The organism is Ignavibacteriales bacterium (genome assembly GCA_016700155.1).
Lineage (GTDB): Bacteria > Bacteroidota > Ignavibacteria > Ignavibacteriales > Ignavibacteriaceae.
This window is the reverse complement of record CP065001.1, coordinates 3,742,850-3,768,679: the sequence shown is the minus strand read 5'-3', so window position 1 is coordinate 3,768,679 and position 25,830 is coordinate 3,742,850. Positions and strand designations below refer to the sequence as shown.

The window sequence follows — 25,830 nt, the reverse complement described above, 5'->3', positions numbered from 1 at the left end:
AAAAAGATGTATTATTCTTTATTAAAAAGTGAAATTGTTTTTAAAGGAAAAGTGTTTGATGTTCAGGTTGATGAAATTGAATATGAGTCCGGCAATAATGCTAAACGTGAAGTAGCATTACACTACGGCGGCGCGGTTGTCGTAGCGATAACTCCGCAAAATAAAATTGTAATGGTCAACCAGTTCAGGTATCCCTTTAAAAAATATATGATTGAACTTCCCGCCGGAAAACTTAACAAAAATGAAAACCCCGAACATTGTGCAATACGTGAACTTGAAGAGGAAACAGGCTACACTGCAAAATCAATTAATAAACTTGGAGTGATAGCGACAACCCCGGGATTCTGCAGCGAACTTCTTCATATTTTTCTTGCAGAAGATTTAACTGCAGGCGAGCATAACAGGGAAGAAGGAGAAGCGGGAATGGAAGTGTTCGAGTATTCTTTTGAAGAAATAGAAATGAAGATCAGAACAGGTGAACTTTATGATTCAAAATCCATAACCGGAATTTTTCTTGCTCAGTTATATTTGAAGAACAGGAACAAATAAACATCACAATAAAACACATCAAAGATTTAATTAATGCTCAAATCCCTTTTCATAAAAGATTACGCACTTATAGAAAAAATTAATATTGAGTTCGGCGGAGGGCTTAATATTATTACTGGTGAAACGGGTGCCGGCAAATCTATATTGATTGATGCTATGGGTTTGCTGCTGGGCGAAAGAGCAAATACTGAGGTTGTAAGAAAGGGTTCTGACAAAGCGGTTGTCGAAGGATTTTTTGATGTTGAATCAAATCATAAAGTGAAAAGCTTTTTTGAAGCTAATGAACTGGATTTTCAGAATGAGTTAATTCTTCGAAGGGAAATTTCACTCAAAGGTTCCAACAGGTGCTTTATAAATGATTCACCAGTTAATCTGAACATCATTAAAGAACTTGGCAATCTTATGGTTGATCTTCATGGGCAGCACGATCATCAATCACTTTTAAGAAATGAAACTCACATTGAATTTGTCGATGAATTCGGTGATACACATGAGCTATTAAGAAATTATCGATGGCTTTACTCTTCCCTGAATAAATTGAAAAGCGATCTTGATCAGCTGATTCAAAAAGAGCAGTCCTTAAAAGAGAAAAAAGATATTTATGCATTTCAGATAAAAGAGATTGATTCCATTTCCCCGGTAGAAGATGAAGATGAGCAAATAAGCAATGATCTTAAAATTCTTGAAAACTCAGAAAAATTGCTTGAACTAACATCTGTGGTATATTCTGAATTGTATGAATCAGAGAATTCACTATTTGATTCTTTCAACTCAGTAAAGCATAAGCTTGATGAACTTGCAAGTATTGACAAATCATTTTCAGAAATACGGGATGAAAGCAATACAGTATCTACATTGCTTGGCGACATAGCTGAGTTTTTAAGAAAGTATAATTCTAAAATAGATCTCGATCCTGAGAAGCTTGAAGGAATGAGAGAGCGTCTTGCATCACTCACGATGCTGAGAAAAAAGTACGGCGGATCTTTAAAAGCAGTCATCGAATTGAGAAATAAAATCGGGAAAGAATTTGAACTTGCTGAAAATTATTCAGCATCAATCAAGCAGCTTGAAGATAAAATAAATGCTGTAAGAGAAACCTGCGGTGCTGCGGCGGAAAAATTGTCAAGGAAGCGAATTGAAATTTCCAAAAGTATTGAGAAGGAAGTTCAGGAAGTATTAAAAGAATTAGGAATAAAAGATTCTGTGTTCAAAGTAAAAATAGAACAGCAATCAGCCGAACAGAATGTCAATGATTTTATAATATCAAAGAATAAGAAATTCAAGTATGATAATCATGGAATAGACTCAGTTGAGTTCTACATTTCCACAAACGCGGGCGAAGACCCGAAACCTTTGATCAAAGTAGCATCCGGTGGTGAAGTATCAAGAGTAATGCTTGCAATGAAAACTATACTTGCAAAGAATGATAAACTTCCATTACTGATATTTGATGAGATTGATACAGGTATAAGCGGGAAGATAGCTCAGAAAGTCGGACAGACAATGAAGTCTTTAGCCTCGTTCCATCAGATAATTTCAATAACACATCTTCCGCAGATTGCCGGACTTGCAGATCATCATTATGCAGTTGAGAAAAAAATTATAGGTGAAAGAGTTGTAAGTCTTGTCACAAAATTAAATGAAACATCAAGAGTAAAAGAAATTGCAAAATTGTTAAGTGGTGAAAATATAACTGATGCAAGTCTTAAAAGTGCTAGAGAATTAATAGGACTTTAATATATCACTAAAAATCCCGGGGAGAATAGTTACTTGCATATACCATATAATAACATCGATTGGAACGCGATCCCCAAAACACGACACGAGGGAAAGAGCGGTTTCGCTTATTGGCAAACAATTCACTATGATGGTTTAAGAATAAGATTGGTCGAATATTCTTCAGGTTATATTGCAGATCACTGGTGTAAGAAGGGGCATATTGTTTATTGTCTTGAAGGTGAATTTGTCAGCGAACTTGAAAACGGTGATAAGCATTTGCTGACAAAAGGAATGAGCTATATAGTCTCTGATGAAATAAGTTCGCATCGATCTTCAACAAAGAATGGAGTGAAGCTGCTTATAATTGATGGTGATTTCCTCAAGCCATAGCAGCTAATATCAGTACCTGTAATAACGCAAATACGTTATGGACAATTAGTTGTTTTTGGCTGTATATTGATATCAGTTCAGTTGACAAAACCTTGTTTGTTGAAAATATTAACACGTAAAAATTGTTGCTGACTATATAAAAATTGACCTGTTAATATGAGACATAAACTGCATGTTATTCCATAATTGAATCATCATATCAGGCTTATTTTATCGTATCATAATAAAATAATTGGCATTTGGATTGCAAATCGATAAATTCAGCCTTAGAGTTAAATAACTAAATAATCTAATCAAACAAATTCAAAACAAAGGAGGATAGCGTATGAAAAAAGTTTTAACTTTTATTGTTATCTCTTTTTTCCTTTCAGCTCCACTCTTCTCTCAGGTTGAGGACAGATTCAGTTTTCTAACAGAAAAAAATGTCGTTGATTATGCAAAGCCGTTCGCAACAACTTTAGGAACAGCATTTAATTCCGGCGGATACCATTCTGCATCCGTATCCAAATTTTTCGGATTCTCGTTAAGTTTCAGAGGGATGTATATTATGGTGCCTGATGATCAATTAACATTCTCTCCGTCGTTACCTAACGGATACACCGCATCAAAACCAACAGCTACAATTTATGGAAATAAAGGCGGCGCTTATGCAGGACCCGATGGGTATATACCTTTTCCTCCGGGGATAAATGAATCTGCCGTACCGGTAGCTTATCCACAGGTCACTGGAAGTTTTATGGGAACAGAGTTGTTGATCCGCTATTTACCAAGTGTGGATATAGGTGAAACAAGCATAGGATTTTTTGGCGCAGGATTGAAACACAGCATAAGCCAGTACATTCCTTTATTCCCATTGGATATGGCTGTTCAGGTAATGTACAGTAATTTTTCACTCAAGGATATTATCGACGCAAATAATTTTGCAGCTAATGTACACGTAAGTAAAACATTCGGTGTATTCATTCCTTACTTTGGACTTCAATATGAATCTACAGGTGTAGAACTTAAGTATACAATACAGGGCGATCCGAACAGCGGCGACCCCAACCTGCGCGTTGATAAACCGGTATCAGTTGATATTGATGGTGATAATAACTTCCGCGCGACTCTTGGCGGCGCATTAAAGCTTGCTATAATTGTGCTTAATGCAGATGTGAGCCTTAGTTCGCAGACTGTTTTTTCAGGCGGATTAACTTTTGAATTTTAATAAGGAGAACATTTATGAAAAAATATATTAAATCGGCAGTACTTGTTTTTACTGTTCTGATTTTTTCTTTAACTAACGGGTGTGATGCTTTTGATTCATTCCCATTGAACATGCCTTTTACAATAACATTCACTGCTTCCGGAAACAGTTCAACGATCACCGACAATGGTTCAGGATGCCTTGATACAAATTCGGAAACCTACCAGGAATACAGGGATAAAATTAATTCTCTTACGTTTGTTGAAGCAGCATACAGAACTGTTTCAGTAAATACAGGAAACCAGAATATAACTGCTGATATCAGTGTGATTGTTAGTATTCCCGGCGGAGCTACATTATTTAATTATACAATTCCAAATGTTCGCCCTGCGGATTTTATCAGTACTCCGCTTGTACTTCAATTAGACCAGGTTGAACTTGATGCGATAAGAAGCTATCTGGAACTTTTCCAGCAGGTTCCATCAATGTGTTTCGACGCAACTTATACTTTATCGAATATATCCGGCGGTGCTGCTCCATATACTGTTGAAGGTGCTGTTGATTTTGTACTTGAAGCGGAAACAGAGTTTTAATCAAAGTTAAATAACCGTAAATTGATCCTTGCGGAGAGCCTCCGCAAGGATTTGTTTTTTATATGTGGAAAAATATTTGAAAGAATCAGCACTATATATTCACATTCCATTCTGTGATCACAAATGCATTTACTGTGATTTCTATTCCATCATCACTTCAGATAATATTAATAATTTTCTCTCTTCCGTTAAAAAAGAAATACAGCACTATTCGCGTTTGTATTCAGTTGATAGAAATTTTACGTCAATATTCTTCGGTGGCGGTACTCCCTCATTGATGAAGCCGGAATATATTTCTGAAATTATGAATGAACTTTCGAAAAATTTTTCCGTAACAGGAGATGCAGAGATCACACTTGAGACAAATCCGGGCACAGTTGACAAAGAAAAACTAAAAGCTTTTTATAGCAGTGGAATTAACCGGATAAGCATCGGCATTCAGTCATTTAAAGAATCGGATCTGAAATTTCTTACAAGAATTCACGACCGTAAAACAGCAATTGATACCGTAAACGCAGCAGCAGAAGCTGGTTTTAACAATATAAGTATCGATCTTATTTTCAACCTGTCCGGACAAACAAAACAATTATGGCTTGAAAATCTGAAGCAAGCTGTTAGTTTACCTGTAAAGCATATTTCAGCTTACAGCCTCATACTTGAACGCGGAACAATTCTAAACAAGATGGTAATTGACGGCAAAGTGACAATTCAGGATGAAGATCACGATGCTGATCTCTATGAATCAACAATTGATTTAATGGAATCAAAAGGTTTTCATCAATACGAAGTTTCAAACTTTGCTCTTGATGGTTTTGAATGCCGGCATAACAAAGCATACTGGAGATATAAAGACTACCTGTCATTTGGTCCATCCGCACATTCATTCGTCAACGGAAAACGCTGGTGGAATTTTTCAAGTCTTAAAAAATATATCTCCGAAATAGATAACAAGGGAAACGCTGTTTCAGGTCATGAAGAACCTGATGCAAATCAACAGTTTGAAGAGTATATAATGTTAGCTTTAAGAAGCAACGGTATTGATAAAATTGAAATGAGTCATAAGTTTGGTGAGGGATGGCTGAAAACAAACCGGGTAAAATTAAATCAGTTATCGCAGAATAATTTTTTGATGGAAGATGATAACTATATAAAACTTACTAAATACGGTTATGCGGTGTGTGATGAGATCATAAAAAATTTTGACTAAGAAAAAGAAAAAGTAAAATGAAGATAAAACTTCACTGGCAGATATTAATTGGACTGTTGCTTGGAATTATTTACGGGCTGTTTCTGCCTGAACATTCAGATTATGTGGAATGGCTCGGGGACATTTTTCTCAGAGCATTGAAGATGATAATTGTTCCGCTGATCCTCACTTCAATCATTTCCGGTGTAAGTAATATTGGAAGCGCAAAAAGTCTCGGTAAACTTGGCTTCAAAACGATAATGTATTATCTCTCAACAAGTATATTCGCCATCATATCAGGACTTATACTTGTCAATCTAATTCAGCCTGGTGTTGGTGCCGATCTGGGGCTTCAGAAAAATGTTGATGAACTTGAATCACTTTCCGGCGGACTGGGTAATATTTTATTAAGAATTGTTCCGACAAATATTTTTGAAGCGCTCGCATCTGCAGATATGCTTGCGATAATTTTCTTTTCTATACTTACCGGATTTTATATCACACGCTTAAAGGAAGAATCATCACAATTGCTGATAAATATTTTTAATTCAGCATTTGAACTGATGATGAAAATAACTTCACTTGTAATAAAGTTCGCACCGATAGGAATATTCGGAATTGTAACCGGAGTAATTGCTGAGCAGGCAATGGATAAAGATGCTCTGGTAAAGATGATAGAAGGACTCGCGCTTTACATGACTGCAGTATTAGCCGGACTATTTGTACATGCATTTATCACATTACCATTATTTCTGAAATTAATTGGCAAGGCAAACCCCTGGGCTCACTTCAAAGCAATGAGTACACCACTGCTGACTGCTTTTTCAACTTCATCATCATCAGCAACATTACCATTGACTTTGGATGCTGTTGAAAACAATGCTGGTGTTTCAAATAAGATTACCAGTTTTGTACTGCCGCTCGGCGCAACGGTGAATATGGATGGTACTGCGCTATACGAATGTGTTGCTGCAATTTTCATTGCGCAAGCTTACGGAATTGAGCTTTCTTTTGTTCAACAGATGATTGTCGTGGTTACTGCTTTACTCGCGTCAATCGGTGCCGCTGGAATTCCGATGGCTGGACTTGTTATGATTTCAGTTGTCCTTTCTTCAGTCGGTTTGCCACTAGAGGGTGTAGGACTGATACTTGCCGTGGACAGGATACTTGACATGTGCAGAACAACCGTAAATGTATGGAGTGACTCATGCGGTGCAGTAATTATTGCCTCAAGTGAAGGTGAAAAATTGAATGTTAGTTCATTAGTACAGGATTAAATATTTGTTAGTTAACAATAAAAGTCTAAAAAATACTTTCCGATTCAAACCGGAATGAGCTAATTTAACCCAATATGAATAAGATAAATTTTATCAGTCCGCTAAATATCCTTCAGGAATAATTATGAAAACATTGTATACTTTTTTGTTTTTCGTTTTACTTGGCTCGTTTTGCTTTGCACAGAATTTTAAGCAGGTAAAAATCTTACTTAATTCAGATTCTGATATCATCACTCTTGCACAAAAGGGTATTGATATAGAACACTCCGAACGGACGAAAGCCAACCATCTTATTTTATTTCTGAGTGACGGGGAATACCAGTCTGTTTTAGCATCAGGTTTACAAACAGAAGTACTGATAAACGATTGGTTTGAATATTATAATTCATTACCTGCTTTGGATGAAACTGATAAGTCTATCATATATGAAAACAGCAGAAGCGAATTTGGAATTGATGGCTTTGAATTCGGATCAATGGGTGGATACTACACATACCAGGAAGTTATTAATGAACTGGATTCAATGTTTGCACTCTATCCGAATTTAATCACACAAAAATTTTCTATCGGTACTTCAATTGAAGGAAGAACAATCTGGGCGGTAAAGATTTCTGACAATCCAAATGTATTTGAAAATGAACCTGGTGCAGGATATGACGCTTTGATTCACGCACGCGAACCGCAATCAATGGCAACATTAATGTATTTCATGTATTACCTTCTCGAGAATTATGGAACTAACCCCGAAGTGACATACCTTGTAAACAACCGCCAGATATTCTGCGTACCTGTGTACAATCCCGATGGCTATGAATATAACCGAAGCACAAATCCCGGCGGCGGCGGTATGTGGAGAAAGAACAGGCGCAACAGCGGCGGCGGGGATTATGGTGTGGATTTAAATCGTAACTATGGTTTTGCATGGGGTTATGATAATTCAGGTTCAAGTCCTGATCCCGGCTCGGAAACATACAGAGGTTCTGCAGCATTTTCAGAACCTGAAGTACAGGCTATAAGAGATTTTGTTATCGGGAAAAATATTTATACATATTTCAACATGCATACTTACCAGAATGCATTGTTGTATCCGTGGGGTTATATAGATGCTCAGACTCCTGATTCAAGTATTTATTATGAGTATGCTTCTGAAATTTGTTCCAGAAACGGTTACGCTTTTGGAACCGGTTCACAGATACTTGGTTACAATTCAAATGGTTCGTCAAGGGACTGGCTGTATGGTGACCAGGTATTAAAGAATAAAATATTCGGTTACACAATTGAAATAGGCAGTTCATCAGACGGTTTCTGGCCGCCTCAGAGCAGGATCTTTCCTCTTGCACAAATAAATGTAAAATCAATGCTTTATAATACATGGGTCGCAGGTGAATATGTTGAACTTCAAAATACAAACTTTGCACAGCCGTATTTTAATCCCGGTGATGTTGTGCAGCTATCTCCTTCATTTAAAAACAGCGGGCAGGTAACAGGAAATAATATTTCTATCGTGCTTACATCACTCAGTGTTAATGCCGCAGTGATAAATGGAACGGCACAGTTTGATTCAATTCAATCAAGGCAATCCGTTTCTGTAACTTCACCATTCTCATTCAGTATTTCCGGGAATGCCGGACTTGAAGAGAGAATTAATCTTCTGATGACTGTCAGTACCAATGGTGTGGCAATGTCGTCTGACACTATTTCAATTATTGTCGGAACTCCGAATTTTGTATTTGCCGATACAACCAACAATCCGCTTACCTTATGGACTATCACAGGAACTCCAACAACATCTCCAAAGTGGGAAGCGACGACGGCTTCATATTATTCTTCACCAAATTCTTATACCGACAGCCGCACTGGTAATTATGTCAACAATGCTACTGTAACAATGACTTTGACTAACGCAGTTAGCCTTACCGGAGTTACAAATCCGCGTTTATCTTTCTGGACAAAATTTGCTATTGAGAATAACTGGGATTATGGTCAGGTTGAAATATCAACAAACAATGGATCTACATGGACTGCGTTGCAGGGTCAGTATACAAATCCCGGGACAGGAAGTTTTCAGCCGAACGGACAACCACTTTATGATGGTACAATGGCTAACTGGGTTAAAGAGGAAATAACACTTTCATCATACATTAACCAGCAGATAAAACTTCGTTTTAAACTTCGGACTGATGGCGGCACAGTTGCAGATGGTTGGTACGTTGATGATATATCAATTATTTATTACACAATAGTACCTGTCGAATTAAATTCTTTTACGGCATTATCAACTAAAGAAAGTATTGAACTTCAATGGCAGACATCAACAGAAAAAAATAATCAGGGATTTGAGATTCAAAAAAGTCAAACGTCAGATGTGAATGGTCAGACGGATTGGAAAACAATTGGTTTTGTTGAAGGCAATGGAACTTCATCAGAAATACATAATTATCGATTTATTGATCAGACACCAGTCTCCGGAAAAAATTCTTATCAGTTAAAACAAATTGATTTTGACGGAACATATAAAGTTTACGGTCCGGTTGAAGCAGAATTTAACGTGTTAAGAGATTTTTCACTTGAGCAGAATTATCCTAATCCATTTAATCCGGTAACAAAAATCCGTTACACTGTGGGAGACGCCAATTATGCTTCTCCGGTGCGGGTTCAGGTAACTGTGTATGATGTACTTGGCAGAGTGGTTACTACTCTTGTTGATGAATATAAATCCGCAGGGAGTTATGATGTTGAATTCAACTCAACTGACATTACAAGCGGTGTTTATTATTATGAAATGAAAGCCGGCAGTTTCATTCAAACAAAAAAGATGATTTTGCTCAAGTAATTGCAAATAGATATTACTAACTTTGATAAAATAATTTATATCTGATAGGGAAACTAAATGAAAACTCTTTTCACGCTTCTTTTTGCTCTGATGATTTCATTCACCACATATTCACAGAACTACAAACAGGTGAAAATTTATCTTAATCATCCATCCGATATTCAGTCACTCATGAATTCAGGCTTTGAATTTGATCATCCGAATCTTTCAAAAGACAACGCGGTAGTTGCTTATTTAAGCGATAACGACTTTGCGAAAATTCAAACATCAGGTTTCAGCTATGAGGTACTAATTGATGACTGGTATGAATATTATAACAATCTCCCTCAGCTAACTGATTTGGAAAAATCAGAATTCATTGAACAAAGCAAACGTGAAATGAATGTGTCAGGTTTTGGTTACGGTTCAATGGGCGGATTTTATACTCTTGCCGAAGTTATTGCAGAACTTGACAGTATGAAACAGATGTACCCGAATCTTATTACAACCAAAGTATCAATCGGCAATACGATTGAGAGCAGACCGATGTATATGGTTAAAATATCAGATAATCCGGATGTTGATGAAAATGAACCTGAAATTCTTTACACGGCTCTCCATCACGCAAGAGAACCGCAGGGAATGATGACATTAATTTATTATATGTATTACCTTCTTGAAAACTACAACTCTGATCCTTCAATTCAATACCTGGTAAACAACAGGGAATTATATTTTATTCCTGTTGTAAATCCGGATGGGTATGAGTACAATCGTTCAACAAGTCCATCAGGCGGAGGGATGTGGAGAAAGAACAGAAGAAATAACAGCGGCAGTTATGGTGTTGATCTTAACAGGAATTACGGACCTATGACTTACTGGAACGCTCCAAACGGCGGTTCAAGCACATCACCAAGCAGCGACACTTACAGAGGTACTGCACCATTCTCCGAACCGGAAACAAATAACATTAAAAACTTTCTTGCAACAAGAAAATTAAAGAATGCACTTAACTATCACACATACAGTAATTTATTAATATATCCATACGGAGCTTTAAGTCACGAAACATCTGACTCACTTATATTCAGAGAGTATGCGATTGATATGACAGCATACAATGGTTACACATACGGAACGGATATGCAGACAGTAGGTTACAGTACACGCGGCAACAGCGATGATTATTTTTATGATGGTGATGTAGCGCTTAACAGCGGAAAAATATTTGCAATGACACCGGAAGTAGGAAGCACAGGGTTCTGGCCAAGCCAGGCTGAGATATTTCCTTTAGCAATAGAGAACCTGAAGCCAAATCTTTATTATGCCTGGGTAGCTGGTGAGTATGTAAGTATGGTAAACGGGAATTACAGTCAGCAGTACTTTAATCCCGGTGATAACGTATTGATGAATCCGGTATTCAAGAACAAAGGATTATCATCCGGTTACAATATTACTGTCGAACTGACTGCACTTAATTCATATGCAACAGTAACAAGCGGAACAGCGTCATTTGATTCCATTCCTGCACGAGGCACCGCATCAGTTTCATCACCGCTTTCATTTACCGTATCACCTTCAGCACCATCTGAAGGAATCATCAAACTGCTTCTTACAGCAAGAACAAATGGAACGGTAATGAATTACGATACACTAAATTTAATAGTTGGTGTACCAACATTTGTATTTGCAGATACAACAAACAACCCGTTAACACTATGGACAATTGCGGGAACACCGACAACAGCACCGAAGTGGGCTGCGACAACAAGCAGTTTTAACACAGCCCCAAATTCATACACAGACAGCCCTTCCGGAAATTACGTTGCCAACTCAACGGTGACAATGACATTGACAAACCCAATAAATCTTTCGGGATTCACAAATCCAAGATTGACATATTACACAAAATGGGATATAGAGAGCGATTGGGATTACGGACAGGTAGAGATAAGCACAAACAACGGAAGTACCTGGATACCTTTACAGGGACAGTATATGAACCCGGGAACAGGATCATTCCAGCCGAATGGTGAACCATTGTACGACGGAACAAGAGCTGAATGGGTTAGAGAAGAAATTTCGCTTGCGTCATACATCAGCAGTACAGTTAAGTTCAGGTTTGAATTGAAGACAGACGGAAGCCAGCAGAGAGACGGCTGGTACGTGGATGATATCGGGGTGATTTATTACACAATACTTCCCGTTGAACTTACAAGCTTTACTGCAAATGCTACGGAGAACAATGTATTACTGAAGTGGTCAACATCCTCAGAGATCAATAACCGCGGCTTTGAGATACTCAGAAAAAAATCTGATGAAACAGGCTGGATGACAGTCGGTTATGTTGAAGGTAGCGGCACAACTACAGACGCAAAAGAATATAAGTTTGTAGATAAGAGTCCGCTCAACGGAAAAAATATTTACAGACTTAAACAAATTGATTTTGACGGAACATTCAAACTATTCAACAGCGTTGAAGCAGATTTTAACGGAATAAAGAACTACGAGCTTGAACAGAATTATCCGAATCCGTTCAACCCGTCAACACAGATTAAGTACGCTTTACCAAAGAGCGGTTTCGTAACACTAAAAGTATATAATCTTCTCGGCGCAGAAGTTGCGACACTCATTAACGAATATAAAGAAGCAGGCAGACACAGCGTTGAGTTTAATTCAGAAAATGAAAATCTGAATTTAAGTTCAGGCGTATATGTTTATTCGATTAGAGTAAATGATTTTGTACAGACGAGGAAAATGCTGATGCTCAAGTAACTTTTTACTTGAGCAGAAGTCCCTCAAGGATTGATGCAATCACTTAGAAATTTTTGTTGAAGTAAAATTTATCTAAAAGAAAAATTAAGAGGCGAAGAAACCATTCGCCTCTTTTAGTTTTAAATAATACTACTAACAATTTTTTCTTGTGGTTTGAATTAGTTTCTATATGGTATCATTTGCCAGATCGCAATTAAAAATAATTTGCTTCTTTCATTATTTTTTTTCTTTATTACAGCAGGTAGATAAAATTTATTTAACGGGGGTTAGAGTATGTCTGTAAAAATCCCGGCATTTAAGACAAACAGCAGTCAGTCATTTCGATGGCGAAGCCAGAGAAATCTCATATCATTTCACAATTCCAGTTTTACAAAAAAAAGGAGAAAAAACTATGCAGTAACTAAAACAAATATTGATTAAGTTTTAACAACACTCATTAGCACTGAGGCGAAAAATGAAAAGATCATTTTTATTTATACTTGTAATAATAATTTTACAATTAAGTTGTAAAGAAAACACAATAACCCCGCCCGACAACAAACCACCCGGCTGGCAGGAAGACATACCCTGGCCTAGTTTGGCTGATAGTCCTTGGCCTATGTATAGACATGATGCACAGAATACTGGACGTTCGAATTTTTCCGGCTTAAACTCTGTCAATATACAGTGGAACTATGACTCATTATATATGAGCAATAGTGTGGTTATAGGCTATTTGAATGAATGTTATGTCTTAAATGGTCATACAATTAATAGCACTGGTGGTTTAAAGAGATTTTCTTTCTCAGGTTTCGAAGAATGGTCATATGATATTAATCATATTTCAAATACATCTACACCCATCATTACAAAAGACAGTGCAATAATTTTTTCAACTTTTTATTTGGGTGATATAGTAGCGTTAAATAAAAACGGAAGTCTTTTATGGAGGTATGAAACGAATAATTATATAACAAGCAATTTAAACATTGACTTACAAGGGAATATTTATTTTGTGGATTCTACCGGGACACTTTATGCAATTTCTTCTAACGGAAATTATCAATGGTCATTACAGTATGAACAGGCAGTATTTGGTTATGGTTCTGCGTTTCTTACTTTTTCTCCAGATGGAAAGGTTTTATATGTAAAAGGATCATTAAATCTTCTCTATGCAATCGACATTACTCAAAAACAAATTAAATGGATTCATCCTGGATATTTTGTAGCATCTCCGCAAATGGTTGATAGCTATGGTAATATTTATTTGACAGGTGAAATTCCACCTCATGAAATATCATATTTAAAAAAATTAAACGGTTCAGGTGACTTGGAATGGATTTATTATTGGGGTAATGGGCAAGAGACATTTTATTCCTCACCTACAATTCATAAAAATGGTTCAATCTATTTTGGAAGTGATACTTTATATGCTCTTAGTTTTGAAGGTAAATTAAAATGGAAATTACCTTTGGATAATAAAATATTAAGTCATTTAGTGTGTGATGCTAACGGAAATATTTATGTTTCTTTAGGGACGCCTTTGGGAACTAAATTAATTTCGGTTAATGATAGAGGTGAAATGAACTGGACAATCAATCTTGAGGATACTAACCCGGCAGATGCTCCAGCTTTAGCAAATGGATTTATCTATTATCCCGGATATAGATCGGATAAACTGTATTTAATTAAATAATGGGTTGTAAAATGAATAAATTATTAACAATTCTATTTTTAACTGCATCAGCAATTTATTGTCAAGAATCATTAATGGAAGAGGAGATTACTTTACACACCTCTAATGTTCCTGGTCAGTCACAAATTATTTTTGCACTTGACGCGATTGGAACTGTCTGGGCAAATTCCGCAATTACGAATAACTATAAAATTGCTAAAGATACAACGGTTGGTAACGTAAATAGTTATGGTAGAGGATGGAGAATACAAATAATTATTTTGATCCAATAGCACATGGATTTTATAAAATGACGAACAGCTACAGTAATATTTATTTTTATTTGAACCTGAGGGATTGTAAATGGGCTAATCAGGACTATTCACCTAACTATAATACAGATTTTATAATTAAATATGATGCACAGGCTGATCAGTTTTATTATGCCAATGCTATCGATAATTATGTTTCGATTCCATCAAAGTATGTGCTAAATATTTGGGAGATAAAATCAGGCAATCCAGTTTTTACTTGCTTTGAAGATTTCTGGGAAAATTGCTTAGTATTAATCCCATCTCAAACAGGAAACCATCCACAACTTGTCTGGGGACCCTACCCAAATGAAGCAATAGATAGCTCTAAAATATACAGAAAGGTAGCAGGCGGTAATTACACTCATATTGCATCAACAACTAATAACGTTTTTGAATATGTTGATGACGAATATAATATTTCGCCGACAGGTGCGAGTTTAAATTATTATGTCACGGCAATATTGATATCAGAGAGTGAAACAAGTTCGACAAATGTAGTTACAACACAAGGAACGGGGTTAGAAAAAGAATTTATAGAATCACAAAATGTAAATGATTTTGCATTGCAACAGAATTACCCAAATCCATTCAACCCAACAACAAACATACAGTATTCAATTCCGACGGATGGGTTAGTATCACTAAAAGTTTATGATTTACTTGGTCGTGAAGTTGTAACATTGGTTAACGAATCAAAAACAGCGGGTAACTATACTGTTAATTTTGACGCATCTACGTTGGCGAGTGGTACATATATTTATCAGTTAAGAACTGGTGAGTTTCTTTCAACTAAAAAGATGTTGATGATAAAGTAAACTACCATTGAAATATTTTAATAATTTCTTCAGCCCGGTTAATTAAATAATCTGGCTGCTCTTTTTTAAGTGTTTCAATTGTTCTGTAGCCGTAAGTAACGGCGCAGGTTCTTGTGCCAACATTTTTTCCGCATTGAATATCAAGTTCAGTGTCGCCTGTCATTAATGTTTCTGCCGGATTTATATTCAGTTCATTACAAATAAATAAAAGCGGTTCGGGTGATGGTTTGTGTGCCATTCCTTCTCTTCTTCCCACAACAAGCGAAAAGTATTTTCGCAGATCGAAATGATCGATTATCAGATCAGCCTGATCCTGGGCCTTTGTTGTAAGCAATGTTACTGCAATATTTTTTTCTTTAAGAAATTTTAACAGGTCAGGTATGCCCGGATATAATTTTGATTCATCAATAAAATCAAAATAAATTTTCTTATAGACTTTTATAAAAGATGGAAGATCATCCACTACAATCCCGAACTCATTAAAAATATCTGAAAAATGTTTTCCAATCAGCCGGTTGAATCTATGTTCATCAATATCATGCCTGATAGAAAAATGATCCAGGGTTGTGGTGGTTGATTTATAAATGGTGGAGTGCGAGTCTATTAATGTTCCGTCAAGGTCAAAACAGACATGTAAAATTTTATTCTTCATCAGTATTTTCTGCCGGTGAGTTGTTTTCGCTGCATTGTTCGCCGCGGCTGCATTCATCGATATTTATTCCGCAGTTCAAACACTGTCCATGCCCATGAACCCAGATTATCTTTGTTTCTGTGCTGCACCAGGGACAGATTTCGGTTTTATTCATTTGTACATATCCTCAACAGTTGTTACTAACTTAAAAAATATTTTCAACTATTTTTTGAACTACCAGTGCTTTTTATAAAAAAAATTACAAAATTATACTCAGACCGATCTTAACTGCTTACATGGGGAGCAATAATTTCTGTGTCGCAATTGTGCGACTTTAAAATTAAAGTAATAAATACCTTAGAAAAGACAAATTATTCCGGAAAACGGATAACATCCTAAAATGTACTTTTATTTTGCTGCCTGATTCTGGCATAATTTTTTGAGTAGTATTCCACAAAAATCTAAACACAAAAGGAGATGATCTATGAAAGTATCGAAACTGTTTTTTGCCCTTTCACTGTTATACATTCTTATAGGTTTTAATCAAAACCTGTTTGCACAGAATGAACCTGTACTTTACTTTTGCGAAAAATACGGCAACAATGGTGAAGTAGGTGTTAGTGACAGATTTACAACCGGCTATTTAACCGTTATGGTTAAATGCGATGACGCATTGGATCTGGATGACGTATCAATTCAGTTTGATAAATACAATGCAAGATCTAAAAAATTCGAATATTACAAGAAGTTCCATTACAATGTTGAGCCGGATATGAACTATATCTATTTCTCAAAAAATGATGAAAGCGATATGAAGTTTGAAGAACCCGGTTTTTACAGAGTATTCCTTCTAGACGACAGAGATAAAACAGTAGCAAGTGCTTTAATAGAAATTATTGATTAAAAGGAAAATATAAATTTCTAAAGCGGCATTGATTGCCGCTTTTTTTATTTTAAATAAAAATAACTTTAAAAATAGTATTTTGTTTTTTATCAGTGAATCGTTATTTTTAATTCAGAATGGGGGCAATTTCTATCTCAACAAAACCAAATAAAAATCTTTTAATTAGAAATGACAGAGGAGAATCAATGCTAAGCAAAATTTTTTTTCCTTTCACATTTATATTTTTATTATTGACACAAAGTAATGTTTTTTCTCAAGAGGATTTTCAAAGTGATAGCTCTTGGATTGATTTTATAGACGAAGTAGTTCAAGTTGATTGCTATGGCGGTGAGTTTGAAGTTACAGGTAATTATACTTTTAGGAATAATAAAGGGAATATGGTCGTTGCGAAAGTATTTTATCCATTCCCAGTTGATGAAAAGTACAACTATCCTCATGAAATATATTTAGAAGAATTTGATTATAAGACACTGGAAAGTGGTGTATCTTGGGCTATGGCTTTTGATTCAAGTGAGACTAAATCTTTCGATATTCGTTATAAGCAAAAAACTAATGATAAATCAGCTAAATATATATTATATACTACACAACATTGGGAAAATCCTGTTTTAAATGCAAAGTTCATTATTTCTGTACCTAAAAAGTTTTTAAATGTAAAGATTTCATATCCGCCTTCAAAGACAGAGGAAAAGGATAATCGGATTTTTTATTCCTTTGTTATTAAGAATCTTAAAACAATCAAAGATATTATAATTACTTGGAATTAAATACTTGCTGAAGTGGAATCATAAAAAAGGAGGATAAAATGAAGATAAAATTCTTGTCATTGTTTTTTGTTTTTGTCGTAATTTTTGCTTTGAGCGTTGAGCTAAAAGCTGACCCGATATTGGAAGTAATCACAAGTGTTTCATTTACTGGGAACAGTCAATTAGTAAATGGTTGTCCACAGGTACAAGTTAAAATTGAATGGAAACAAACACCTGCATATCATTGTTGGAGTACATTATATAAAAAAGCAGGCAGTGGAAGTTGGAATAGCCTTGGCAACTTTGGTTGTTATTCAAATAATGGTTATTGGAGTTATTTTAGGGAATATGATTGGGTGTGGAAAAATGGTACTACCTATTATTATTCTACACTGGCTTCATTCCCCACTTCTGTTTCTATCACTACTCAGTACGGAATGTGTGAGCAATATTAATAAATAAATACTTCAGCAAGTGTTAATTTTAATATCATTGCGGCATTGATTGCCGCTTTTTTTATTTTAAAGCAATCACTTTAGTTGAAGTAAAATTTATTCGGATTATAAATGAACAACTTATTTGATGTAATAATTATCGGTGCCGGACCAATCGGGTTAACCTGCGGTATCGAAGCGGTGAAACGTAAAATGAATTACCTGATAGTCGAAAAGGGTTGTCTTGTAAATTCAATTTATAATTATCCCGTTAATATGACTTTCTTTTCCACATCAGAAAGATTAGAAATAGGCGATGTTCCATTCATTTCACATGGCGATAAACCAACGCGCAGAGAAGCTCTTGAATATTTCAGACGTATTAAAACAACGTGGGATCTGAAAATAAATTTTTATGAAAAAGTTAATTCTGTCATAAGCGAAACCGATCGCTTCAGGATAATTACTGATAAGAATTCCTACCAGGCAAAGAATATAATTATCGCAACAGGTTACTACGATAATCCGAATCTTTTGAATGTCGAAGGAGAAAATTCCGGTAAAGTATTTCACTACTTCAAAGAAGCTCACCCTTATTCTGAACTTGATGTTGCAATAATCGGCGGCGGAAATTCAGCAGTGGATGTGGCGCTTGAAACCTATAGAAGAGGCTCAAAAGTTACAATGATTGTACGCGAAAGTAATCTTAAAAAAAGTATTAAGTATTGGGTTCTTCCTGATATCGAAAACAGGATAAAAGAAGGAAGTATCAAATCATATTTTAATTCAACCGTAAGAACTGTTTTAGATGACACCATTGAAATTGAAACTCCCGACGGACTTATTAAAATTAAAAATGATGTGGTATTTGCTATGACAGGCTATCATCCTGATTTCAGCTTTCTTAAAAATTCAGGTATTGAAATTTCACCCGGCGATAATCTTAGCCCTGTTTTTGATCCGGATACTTTTGAGACGAACAGAAAAGGGATTTACCTTGCGGGAGTTGTTTGCGGCGGAATGGACACGGGCAAATGGTTTATTGAAAATTCAAGGTTCCACGCTCAATCAATTTTTGATCATATCGGGAAAAGTGAAAAATTAAAATAAAATTGTTCATTTTTTGACCCGCCAAATTGAATTCAACTTTTTTTAAGACTATTTTTGTCTGGCAAAATTTGTTATAGAAAATTCAAAATATTAGGGAGTAAGAATGAATAGTAAAATTAAAGAGCTTCTTGGAAATGAAGCGGATTCGCTGTTAAACTACAAAGCAAAATTTCCGAAAGAACAACTTCACCTGCCGGGTCCTGATTTTGTGGACAGGATTTTTTCACACACTGACAGAAATATAAACACACTAAAAAATCTTCAGTGGATTTTTATGGCTGGAAGATTAGCGGGTTCAGGCTATGTTTCAATTCTTCCGGTTGACCAGGGAATTGAACACAGCGCGGGCGCTTCATTTGCGCCAAACCCGGCTTATTTTGATCCGGAAAACATTGTCAAGTTAGCGATTGAAGGCGGATGTAACGCAGTTGCATCAACACTTGGTGTACTTGGAATGACATCGAGAAAATATGCTCACAAAATTCCGTTCGTAGTAAAACTTAATCACAATGAACTGCTTACGTATCCCAATAAATTCGACCAGATTATGTTTGCGGGTGTAAGACAATGTTATGATCTTGGTGCGGCTGCAGTCGGCGCAACAATTTATTTCGGTTCCGAGGAAAGCGGAAGACAAATTATTGAAGTAAGCGAAGCATTCCAGTACGCGCACGAACTTGGTATGGCAACAATCCTATGGTGCTATACAAGGAACAATGCTTTCAAAACAAAAGAAAAAGATTATCACGTTGCTGCTGATTTAACCGGACAGGCAAACCATCTCGGTGTTACAATTGAAGCGGATATCATCAAACAAAAACTTCCTGAATGTAACGGCGGTTTTGATGCGTTAAAGTTCGGGAAAACACATAAGAAAGTTTACTCAGATCTTTCAAGCGACAACCCGATTGACCTAACACGCTACCAGGTAATTAATAATTATATGGGAAGAGCAGGACTGATAAACAGCGGCGGCGCTTCAGGTGAAAATGATTTTGCTGAAGCTGCTAAAACCGCTGTGATAAACAAACGTGCCGGCGGTATGGGATTGATCTCAGGAAGAAAAGCATTCCAGCGCCCAATGGCTGACGGTGTTAAACTGCTAAATGTTATTCAGGATGTTTATCTTGAAAAGGATATTACTGTAGCATAGAACTTTTTAGAAACTGTTAGTAATAAAAACCCGCTTTAATTAGCGGGTTTTTTATTGATAAAAAATAAATATGTTTTTTGCGTTGACAATCACCCGGAAGCAGTTTACGTTTGAATAGGTATAAATAATGAATAGGGGTGATTGGCTTTGCAAACATATACGGGTATTTACTGACTGCATAATAATTCTTTGCTTTGCCTTTAACACCACAATAAATCGCACATCATTATATGAAAGGAGCAGAGGGGAAAATGAAAAAAATAATTTTACCAATCCTTCTTTTACTAATCTTACAATTAAGTTGTAAAGACAACGGAGTTACTCCACCACCAAAAGTTAATCCGCCGGGCTGGCAGGAAGATATTCCCTGGCCAAGTCTTGATGCAAACCCGTGGCCCATTCATCACGGAGATGCACAGTTTACAGGAAGAAGTAAATACGCAGGACCACAATTAGGACAGGTTGAATGGATGATTGAACTACCAACTACAAACCTGACACACGATTCATTTCTTTCACCTGTGGTTGGTGATTCAACAATCTATTTCGTGTCGTATAAAGACACAGCAAGCCCGGGAAGTTTTCTTTATGCACTGAGATTTGACGGAAGCATAAAGTGGACATTTCCGCTGCCGTCACCAACACAGAAAAATTCATCACCACCTGTACTTGCATCAGACGGAACAATATACGTTGCAACGTGGGGAGATAAATTGTTTGCTGTAAATCCTGACGGTACAATGAAGTGGGAAGTTACATTTGCACAATCTACAGGTATATACAGTATGATGAACCTTGACAAGGAAGGAAACCTGTATGCATTTGCACACAACGGAGTGTTGTACAAGTTTTCGAAAACAGGAGAAACAGTATGGAGTTTAACACTTGATGATTTCGGTTCATCATCATCAGCGGTTGTATTCTCACCAGATGGAAACACAATGTATGTAACCAATGATGAACTATATGCTGTTTCTCTAAATGGTGAGCTTAAATGGAGATCAAACATAGGTTCTGTGATTGATTTTTTATTTTCTACACCATTAGTTGATGTATCAGGAATAATACATGTGCAATCTGGCTTCTCGAAGATAAACTCAATAGGCGAGCGATTACCGTACTATGGAATCCCAGATTCTTTGCAATTAGTACCAGATTATATTGATCCAACAATAGACAAAAAAGGTAATGCTATTCTTGGAGCGAGTAATCATTTAATTTCATTTACCCATCTAGGTGAATTCAGGTGGTCTAAGTCCTATGCTTTAAATGCATTTTTCAGTTTAATCAGTGATGTTAATGGATGCATCTATTTTTTGTTTGATGGAAATAAAATAGGGGCAGTTGATAGCTTGGGGAACGAAAAATGGCAACTCCAACTAGATGGTCAGAGTTTATATTCGCCAGCTATCTCATCAGAAGGTAGAATATATCTTGGTACTGTTCGCGGAACTAAAAAGTATTTCTATTCAATTAAATGAAAGGGATAAAAATGAAAAACCCACTCTCGTCAGCGGGTTTTGTTTTTCAATTAAGTCTATCCTCAATTACTTGAAATCTCAAAAACATTACTGTAAAAGAAATACCTGGGGTCAGCACTGTTTTCAATTTTGATCTGGTAAGAAACTGACTGAGTAATATTCTCAGGAATATTCCAGGTGAAAATACCGCTGTTAACGGCGTTCATTTGTATTTCAAGTTTGTTGTATTGTTTTTTCTTAAGGAGGATGATATTCACTTCTTCGACACTGCCCGGGTAACTCCATTTTATTTTATACTGACCTCCAGGCATCCACTTCTCGCCTACAGCAGGATCAAAAACAAATGCCTCATCCGTTACAGGCGGAACGATATTTTCAGAAGGACTGATCTCAGATTCTGAACAGTTGAATGAGAAAGTCAGAATCATTAAAAACATGAGAGACATGCTTATTAATTTCTTCATACTCACCTCAGAATTGATTTTACATTTGTTACAAGGTAATAATTAAATCAATTATTGTCTAACCAATCTTTTATTTCAACAATAGCATTTTGTTCGTTTGGATAAATGAACCTGCAGTAAGCCGATAGAAATAAACTCCGGCAGAAAGGCTGGAAGCATCAAAATCAATCTCGTAGCTTCCGGCATTCATATTATCATTTACTAAAGTTGCTACTTCGTTGCCAAGTACATCGTACACTTTAAGCGTCTTTAGTAGAGACGCATCGCGATGCGTCTCTACATTTGGTAATATGAATTTTATTTTTGTTGATGGATTAAACGGGTTGGGATAATTCTGGTATAAAACAAAATCAGTGACCGGATTAATATCAACTTCAACCACATTGGAGTAAGTAAATGACCCATCTAAATCAAACTGTTTTAACCAGTAAGAATATTTCCCGGCGACTACACTATTATCGGTAAATGAATAGTTATTTATTTCAGATGTACTTCCTTTTCCGGTGATAAATCCTATAGATTCCCAACTCATCTGGCTTTTCACATCTGACGTTTGACGCCTTTCTATACCAAATCCCCGGTTGTTTATTTCGCTTGCTGTCTGCCACTTTAATATCACGGAATTATTATTCACTGTTGCTGAGAAAGAAACGAGTTCAACAGGAAGGAACTGGGAGAAAGGTATAAATTTTACGGTGCCGTGAAGTGAATTATCTGCCTTGTGAAATACATGCTGCTCAATTGAAAGAGAGTCATATACTCTCCAATCATTGTTCTGAGCCATAATATCATTAGTGCAGTTATTGTACAGATCATACACGGTTGTTCCCTGAATGTTATCATAGAGAATATTTTGTCCGTCATCAGTTGTGTCAGCATTTTCTAAATTACCAATATTCGGCTGTGGTCCCGCCTGAACTGTAGTTCCGTTTTGAATAGTAATTCCCCACCAGTTATTAAATATTTCATTACCTGTTATAACAGGTGTATTAAAGGGTGAACCGTTAACATTAATTCCGCTTCCCGAAACCTGTGCATTCGGATTAAGTTTGTTGTTATAAATTTTATTATTTCTTACCTGTGCATTAATAATTCCGTTTGAAGAACTTAATAGAGTCATTCCAAAACTATTATTATAAATTTCATTGCCTTCAATTACTGCGTTTGAAAAAGCGGAAGCTCCGCTGACCCAAACACTTATTCCACCAGTAACGATACTTGTTCCGCCATAAATAATATTGTTGCGTATGATGGGGGAGTTATTTCCCTGAAGTCCAATGCTGATCTGATTTTTAGCAGAGGTATTCTCCGTATTGTTAAACGCGATAATATTATTTTCAATCAATGGTGAACATCCCAAAGTCATTGTAATTCCATACTCATAACTTCTCTCAATTTTATTATTGGAAATTACCGGATGTGAATCACTTGAAAGATTTGCACCTCTCCTGTTTTTCCAGAGATATGAATGACTCAAAGTTGGTGAAGCGCCGAGGCATCTGAATCCATAATATGCATACTCAATTCTTGCATAGCTTATTATGCAGGCAGTATCAACCGAGGCATCAAGAAAATAAAAACCGTTATATGCATTACCGGTTGAGTCATTAGATGTTGATGTAAAAATAATTGAATCGGTTGAAGTACCCACAGCAAAAAATTTTCCGGATACATCAAACCCCGAGGTTGAGCCTGTAAATGTCACTACACTTCCTGGAAGAATATAAATCCTGTCACTAGCCGAAACATTAATCTTATTTATTATCAGGTAGTTTGGAAATGTACCGGTCACAACTCCACCCGAGTTGGTTACAAGATCAGCAAGGTTCCAGTTTACACCGGTGTTGGGAGTAGTATACTGCGCATAAACTGAAACTGAATAGATAAAACAAAAAAGTAGAAGTAATTTTTTCATTATAGCCTCATCAAATTTTTTTATATGGAGTAAAAGATTTTATAAAAATTATTTTTCAACTTATTTTAACTGTATCGCTTAGTTCATTTTTATCGTCCGGTTTAATCGGGAAATGGGCAGTCAGAATCTCGCCAGCCATTTCAACAGCAGTTTTTATTCCTTTACCGAATTCACCTATGTTAAAATATTCCTGCATTTTATTTTTTATTGAATCCCAGGTTTCGGGAGTTACTTTTTCATTTATGCCTTTGTCGCCAAGAATGTAAAACTGTCTTTCTTTCAAAATCAGAAAGATCAGAATTCCTGTTCCGAACTTTGTTTTGTTAACACCCTGTTTAAAGAATTCACTATCAGCAAGCTGTTTAATGGTCTTCTTCTTTTCAAAGAATGACCTCTGTTCTTTTATACTGACACAGATTTCACCTTGTGTCGTACTTTCAACATTCCTTACTGCTTTTGTAATTCTCAGCAGGTCATCATCATCAATAAAATGATATAAAAGTTTTTTCTTCATAATCAGAATTTGTTTCCGAACAAAACTATTGAAGTAGGTTTAATAATACAAGGTTTGTTTAAAGAAGGGGTTATTACAAAAATAAAAGCGCACTCGCACAAACCTTTCGGTTCATTTGAATGCGCCTTGGAGATGAGATGCGATTCTCAAACTTTTATTTTTTTGACACGACTATATCGCCGCCTGATGTTTTGCAAACTAACGGACTGCCGCCGTTGTTTATGTCTGCTTCAAACTTTGTTGAACTTATCTTTTTAACATTGTTGGTTGTAAGGTTGCACTCTATGTCTCCGCCTGAAGTGTATAACCTTGCTGCGGCACTAAAATCAGAGGGGACTTTCAAAGTTATATCACCGCCCGATGTTGTCAATTCGATACCATTGTTTTTGCCGTTATATTCAAAAGCTATATCGCCGCCTGATGTTGATGCTGAAACTTTAGCATTACCTGAAAATAGTTTGATGTCGCCGCCCGAAGTCGAAGCATTCAGGCTACCGGAAAAATCTTTGCACATAATATCACCGCCGGAGGTTGAAACACTCATTTCGCCGGAGTTGTTATCAAGATTTATATCACCACCTGACGTTGAGAGATTTAAATTTCCGTTAGTGTTTTTTACCCAAACATCGCCGCCGGAAGTTTTTAAATTATTTTCACCTTTTACATCAGCTAATCTTATATCGCCACCCGCGGTAGAAACTTTTGTGTTAAAACTTGCGGGTACTTTTATTTCAAACTTTAGTTTTATACCGCTTGAAAACCAGTTGAACACCGAACCTTCTTTCTTGGCAATGATTTCAACTTCATCACTGTTTCCGATAAACCTGAAATCAATTTTTTCTTCAGCCTTATCATTGCCAAGCACTTTTACATAAACTTCATTTTTATCCCAGGTCAGGATCATTACATCGCCTGAAGCAGCTTCAAGTTTCAGATCTTTACCGGCTGAAATAGGAAATGTTTTTTCGTGAAGCACTCTTAAATTATCGTCACCGGCATAACTGTTTTCAATTCTGCAGGCACTGAATAATGTTGAGGTTAAAAGGAATGTTATCGCAAAAAATAATCTGAAAGTACTATTTAAATTTTTCATCTGTTCTCCGTTTTTCTCATTAGACTTTCTAATAAAAAAAAGGTTACTATTAGTTAGTTATTTACTCTCTGTTAAATATTTTGACCGGTACAAATAAAATAAATATATATCTGCC

At 36.1% G+C, this 25,830-nt stretch carries 25 protein-coding genes; 19 read left to right on the top strand and 6 right to left on the bottom strand.

What is annotated here, in order from left to right; translation table 11 throughout:
* Positions 1-6: 6 nt before the first annotated feature.
* The 13 genes from IPM56_15660 to IPM56_15600 all read left to right on the top strand — a co-directional run bounded on the left by IPM56_15660 (position 7) and on the right by IPM56_15600 (position 15,270).
* Positions 7-549, top strand: coding sequence for an NUDIX hydrolase (locus IPM56_15660; GenBank protein ID QQS35660.1), 543 nt, complete (start codon positions 7-9; stop codon positions 547-549).
* Positions 550-582: 33 nt separating this feature from the next.
* A complete protein-coding gene (gene recN / locus IPM56_15655) occupies positions 583-2,286 on the top strand; it encodes a DNA repair protein RecN (protein QQS35659.1) in 1,704 nt (567 codons plus the stop codon).
* Between the two features lie 33 nt (positions 2,287-2,319).
* Entirely contained in the window at positions 2,320-2,658 is a 339-nt protein-coding gene (locus tag IPM56_15650) for a DHCW motif cupin fold protein (protein QQS35658.1), read from the top strand.
* A gap of 325 nt (positions 2,659-2,983) precedes the next feature.
* Positions 2,984-3,865: a hypothetical protein gene (locus IPM56_15645; protein ID QQS35657.1), complete on the top strand. Its 882-nt coding sequence runs from the start codon at positions 2,984-2,986 to the stop codon at positions 3,863-3,865.
* A 14-nt stretch (positions 3,866-3,879) separates the two neighbouring features.
* On the top strand, positions 3,880-4,437 hold the full coding sequence (locus IPM56_15640) for a hypothetical protein (protein QQS35656.1): 558 nt from the start codon (positions 3,880-3,882) through the stop codon (positions 4,435-4,437).
* A 76-nt stretch (positions 4,438-4,513) separates the two neighbouring features.
* On the top strand, positions 4,514-5,644 hold the full coding sequence (gene hemW, locus IPM56_15635; GenBank protein ID QQS35655.1) for a radical SAM family heme chaperone HemW: 1,131 nt from the start codon (positions 4,514-4,516) through the stop codon (positions 5,642-5,644).
* 17 nt (positions 5,645-5,661) lie between these two features.
* A complete protein-coding gene (locus IPM56_15630) occupies positions 5,662-6,900 on the top strand; it encodes a dicarboxylate/amino acid:cation symporter (protein QQS35654.1) in 1,239 nt (412 codons plus the stop codon).
* Positions 6,901-7,024: 124 nt separating this feature from the next.
* Positions 7,025-9,733: an immune inhibitor A gene (locus tag IPM56_15625; GenBank protein ID QQS35653.1), complete on the top strand. Its 2,709-nt coding sequence runs from the start codon at positions 7,025-7,027 to the stop codon at positions 9,731-9,733.
* 57 nt (positions 9,734-9,790) lie between these two features.
* Positions 9,791-12,487: an immune inhibitor A gene (locus IPM56_15620; protein ID QQS35652.1), complete on the top strand. Its 2,697-nt coding sequence runs from the start codon at positions 9,791-9,793 to the stop codon at positions 12,485-12,487.
* 273 nt (positions 12,488-12,760) lie between these two features.
* Positions 12,761-12,907 carry a hypothetical protein gene (locus IPM56_15615; protein QQS35651.1) on the top strand — a complete coding sequence of 49 codons (147 nt, stop codon included), beginning with the start codon at positions 12,761-12,763 and terminating at the stop codon, positions 12,905-12,907.
* A gap of 34 nt (positions 12,908-12,941) precedes the next feature.
* Positions 12,942-14,162, top strand: a complete 1,221-nt coding sequence (locus tag IPM56_15610; GenBank protein QQS35650.1) for a PQQ-like beta-propeller repeat protein — start codon at positions 12,942-12,944, stop codon at positions 14,160-14,162.
* 11 nt (positions 14,163-14,173) lie between these two features.
* Positions 14,174-14,434 carry a hypothetical protein gene (locus IPM56_15605; protein ID QQS35649.1) on the top strand — a complete coding sequence of 87 codons (261 nt, stop codon included), beginning with the start codon at positions 14,174-14,176 and terminating at the stop codon, positions 14,432-14,434.
* Positions 14,435-14,451: 17 nt separating this feature from the next.
* Entirely contained in the window at positions 14,452-15,270 is an 819-nt protein-coding gene (locus tag IPM56_15600) for a T9SS type A sorting domain-containing protein (GenBank protein ID QQS38335.1), read from the top strand.
* Position 15,271: 1 nt separating this feature from the next.
* Here the strand turns inward: IPM56_15600 and IPM56_15595 are convergent, their stop codons facing one another.
* Together IPM56_15595 and IPM56_15590 are read right to left on the bottom strand one after the other, a co-directional pair.
* Positions 15,272-15,922 carry an HAD-IA family hydrolase gene (locus IPM56_15595; GenBank protein QQS35648.1) on the bottom strand — a complete coding sequence of 217 codons (651 nt, stop codon included), beginning with the start codon at positions 15,920-15,922 and terminating at the stop codon, positions 15,272-15,274.
* The gene (locus IPM56_15590) at positions 15,912-16,076 is read right to left on the bottom strand and encodes a hypothetical protein (protein ID QQS35647.1); all 165 of its coding nucleotides are present in this window, start codon (positions 16,074-16,076) and stop codon (positions 15,912-15,914) included. The genes IPM56_15595 and IPM56_15590 overlap by 11 nt, the downstream gene beginning before the upstream one ends.
* A 309-nt stretch (positions 16,077-16,385) precedes the next feature.
* On the opposite strand from IPM56_15590, the gene IPM56_15585 reads away from it, so the two are divergent.
* The 6 genes from IPM56_15585 (at position 16,386) to IPM56_15560 (ending at position 21,729) form a co-directional block, all read left to right on the top strand.
* Complete coding sequence (locus IPM56_15585) at positions 16,386-16,805, top strand: hypothetical protein (protein QQS35646.1); 420 nt, start codon at positions 16,386-16,388, stop codon at positions 16,803-16,805.
* Between the two features lie 185 nt (positions 16,806-16,990).
* Positions 16,991-17,572, top strand: a complete 582-nt coding sequence (locus tag IPM56_15580) for a hypothetical protein (protein ID QQS35645.1) — start codon at positions 16,991-16,993, stop codon at positions 17,570-17,572.
* A 38-nt stretch (positions 17,573-17,610) separates the two neighbouring features.
* The gene (locus IPM56_15575; GenBank protein ID QQS35644.1) at positions 17,611-18,006 is read left to right on the top strand and encodes a hypothetical protein; all 396 of its coding nucleotides are present in this window, start codon (positions 17,611-17,613) and stop codon (positions 18,004-18,006) included.
* 111 nt (positions 18,007-18,117) lie between these two features.
* Complete coding sequence (gene ypdA / locus IPM56_15570; GenBank protein ID QQS35643.1) at positions 18,118-19,095, top strand: YpdA family putative bacillithiol disulfide reductase; 978 nt, start codon at positions 18,118-18,120, stop codon at positions 19,093-19,095.
* A 103-nt stretch (positions 19,096-19,198) separates the two neighbouring features.
* Positions 19,199-20,248 (top strand): class I fructose-bisphosphate aldolase, encoded by a 1,050-nt coding sequence (locus IPM56_15565; protein QQS35642.1) that lies wholly within the window; start codon positions 19,199-19,201, stop codon positions 20,246-20,248.
* 251 nt (positions 20,249-20,499) lie between these two features.
* Positions 20,500-21,729 (top strand): PQQ-like beta-propeller repeat protein, encoded by a 1,230-nt coding sequence (locus IPM56_15560; protein ID QQS35641.1) that lies wholly within the window; start codon positions 20,500-20,502, stop codon positions 21,727-21,729.
* A 62-nt stretch (positions 21,730-21,791) separates the two neighbouring features.
* On the opposite strand, the gene IPM56_15555 is transcribed toward IPM56_15560, so the two are convergent.
* The 4 genes from IPM56_15555 to IPM56_15540 form a co-directional block, all read right to left on the bottom strand.
* Complete coding sequence (locus tag IPM56_15555; protein QQS35640.1) at positions 21,792-22,193, bottom strand: hypothetical protein; 402 nt, start codon at positions 22,191-22,193, stop codon at positions 21,792-21,794.
* A gap of 70 nt (positions 22,194-22,263) precedes the next feature.
* On the bottom strand, positions 22,264-24,108 hold the full coding sequence (locus IPM56_15550) for a right-handed parallel beta-helix repeat-containing protein (protein ID QQS35639.1): 1,845 nt from the start codon (positions 24,106-24,108) through the stop codon (positions 22,264-22,266).
* Between the two features lie 55 nt (positions 24,109-24,163).
* Entirely contained in the window at positions 24,164-24,622 is a 459-nt protein-coding gene (locus IPM56_15545) for a TPM domain-containing protein (protein QQS35638.1), read from the bottom strand.
* Positions 24,623-24,776: 154 nt separating this feature from the next.
* Positions 24,777-25,715 carry a DUF4097 family beta strand repeat protein gene (locus IPM56_15540; GenBank protein QQS35637.1) on the bottom strand — a complete coding sequence of 313 codons (939 nt, stop codon included), beginning with the start codon at positions 25,713-25,715 and terminating at the stop codon, positions 24,777-24,779.
* Between the last annotated feature and the right edge of the window lie 115 nt (positions 25,716-25,830).

Coding starts and splice junctions, on each gene's coding strand:
- IPM56_15610 (QQS35650.1), top strand. CDS start 12,942: ATGAAAAGATCATTTTTATTTATACTTGTAATAATAATTTTACAATTA.
- IPM56_15585 (QQS35646.1), top strand. CDS start 16,386: ATGAAAGTATCGAAACTGTTTTTTGCCCTTTCACTGTTATACATTCTT.
- IPM56_15595 (QQS35648.1), bottom strand. CDS start 15,922: ATGAAGAATAAAATTTTACATGTCTGTTTTGACCTTGACGGAACATTA.
- IPM56_15565 (QQS35642.1), top strand. CDS start 19,199: ATGAATAGTAAAATTAAAGAGCTTCTTGGAAATGAAGCGGATTCGCTG.
- IPM56_15555 (QQS35640.1), bottom strand. CDS start 22,193: ATGAAGAAATTAATAAGCATGTCTCTCATGTTTTTAATGATTCTGACT.
- IPM56_15660 (QQS35660.1), top strand. CDS start 7: ATGTATTATTCTTTATTAAAAAGTGAAATTGTTTTTAAAGGAAAAGTG.
- IPM56_15545 (QQS35638.1), bottom strand. CDS start 24,622: ATGAAGAAAAAACTTTTATATCATTTTATTGATGATGATGACCTGCTG.
- IPM56_15560 (QQS35641.1), top strand. CDS start 20,500: ATGAAAAAAATAATTTTACCAATCCTTCTTTTACTAATCTTACAATTA.
- IPM56_15640 (QQS35656.1), top strand. CDS start 3,880: ATGAAAAAATATATTAAATCGGCAGTACTTGTTTTTACTGTTCTGATT.
- IPM56_15620 (QQS35652.1), top strand. CDS start 9,791: ATGAAAACTCTTTTCACGCTTCTTTTTGCTCTGATGATTTCATTCACC.
- IPM56_15615 (QQS35651.1), top strand. CDS start 12,761: ATGTCTGTAAAAATCCCGGCATTTAAGACAAACAGCAGTCAGTCATTT.
- IPM56_15630 (QQS35654.1), top strand. CDS start 5,662: ATGAAGATAAAACTTCACTGGCAGATATTAATTGGACTGTTGCTTGGA.
- IPM56_15540 (QQS35637.1), bottom strand. CDS start 25,715: ATGAAAAATTTAAATAGTACTTTCAGATTATTTTTTGCGATAACATTC.
- IPM56_15590 (QQS35647.1), bottom strand. CDS start 16,076: ATGAATAAAACCGAAATCTGTCCCTGGTGCAGCACAGAAACAAAGATA.
- IPM56_15625 (QQS35653.1), top strand. CDS start 7,025: ATGAAAACATTGTATACTTTTTTGTTTTTCGTTTTACTTGGCTCGTTT.
- IPM56_15605 (QQS35649.1), top strand. CDS start 14,174: ATGAATAAATTATTAACAATTCTATTTTTAACTGCATCAGCAATTTAT.
- recN (QQS35659.1), top strand. CDS start 583: ATGCTCAAATCCCTTTTCATAAAAGATTACGCACTTATAGAAAAAATT.
- IPM56_15575 (QQS35644.1), top strand. CDS start 17,611: ATGAAGATAAAATTCTTGTCATTGTTTTTTGTTTTTGTCGTAATTTTT.
- IPM56_15600 (QQS38335.1), top strand. CDS start 14,452: ATGACGAACAGCTACAGTAATATTTATTTTTATTTGAACCTGAGGGAT.
- IPM56_15580 (QQS35645.1), top strand. CDS start 16,991: ATGCTAAGCAAAATTTTTTTTCCTTTCACATTTATATTTTTATTATTG.
- ypdA (QQS35643.1), top strand. CDS start 18,118: ATGAACAACTTATTTGATGTAATAATTATCGGTGCCGGACCAATCGGG.
- IPM56_15645 (QQS35657.1), top strand. CDS start 2,984: ATGAAAAAAGTTTTAACTTTTATTGTTATCTCTTTTTTCCTTTCAGCT.
- IPM56_15550 (QQS35639.1), bottom strand. CDS start 24,108: ATGAAAAAATTACTTCTACTTTTTTGTTTTATCTATTCAGTTTCAGTT.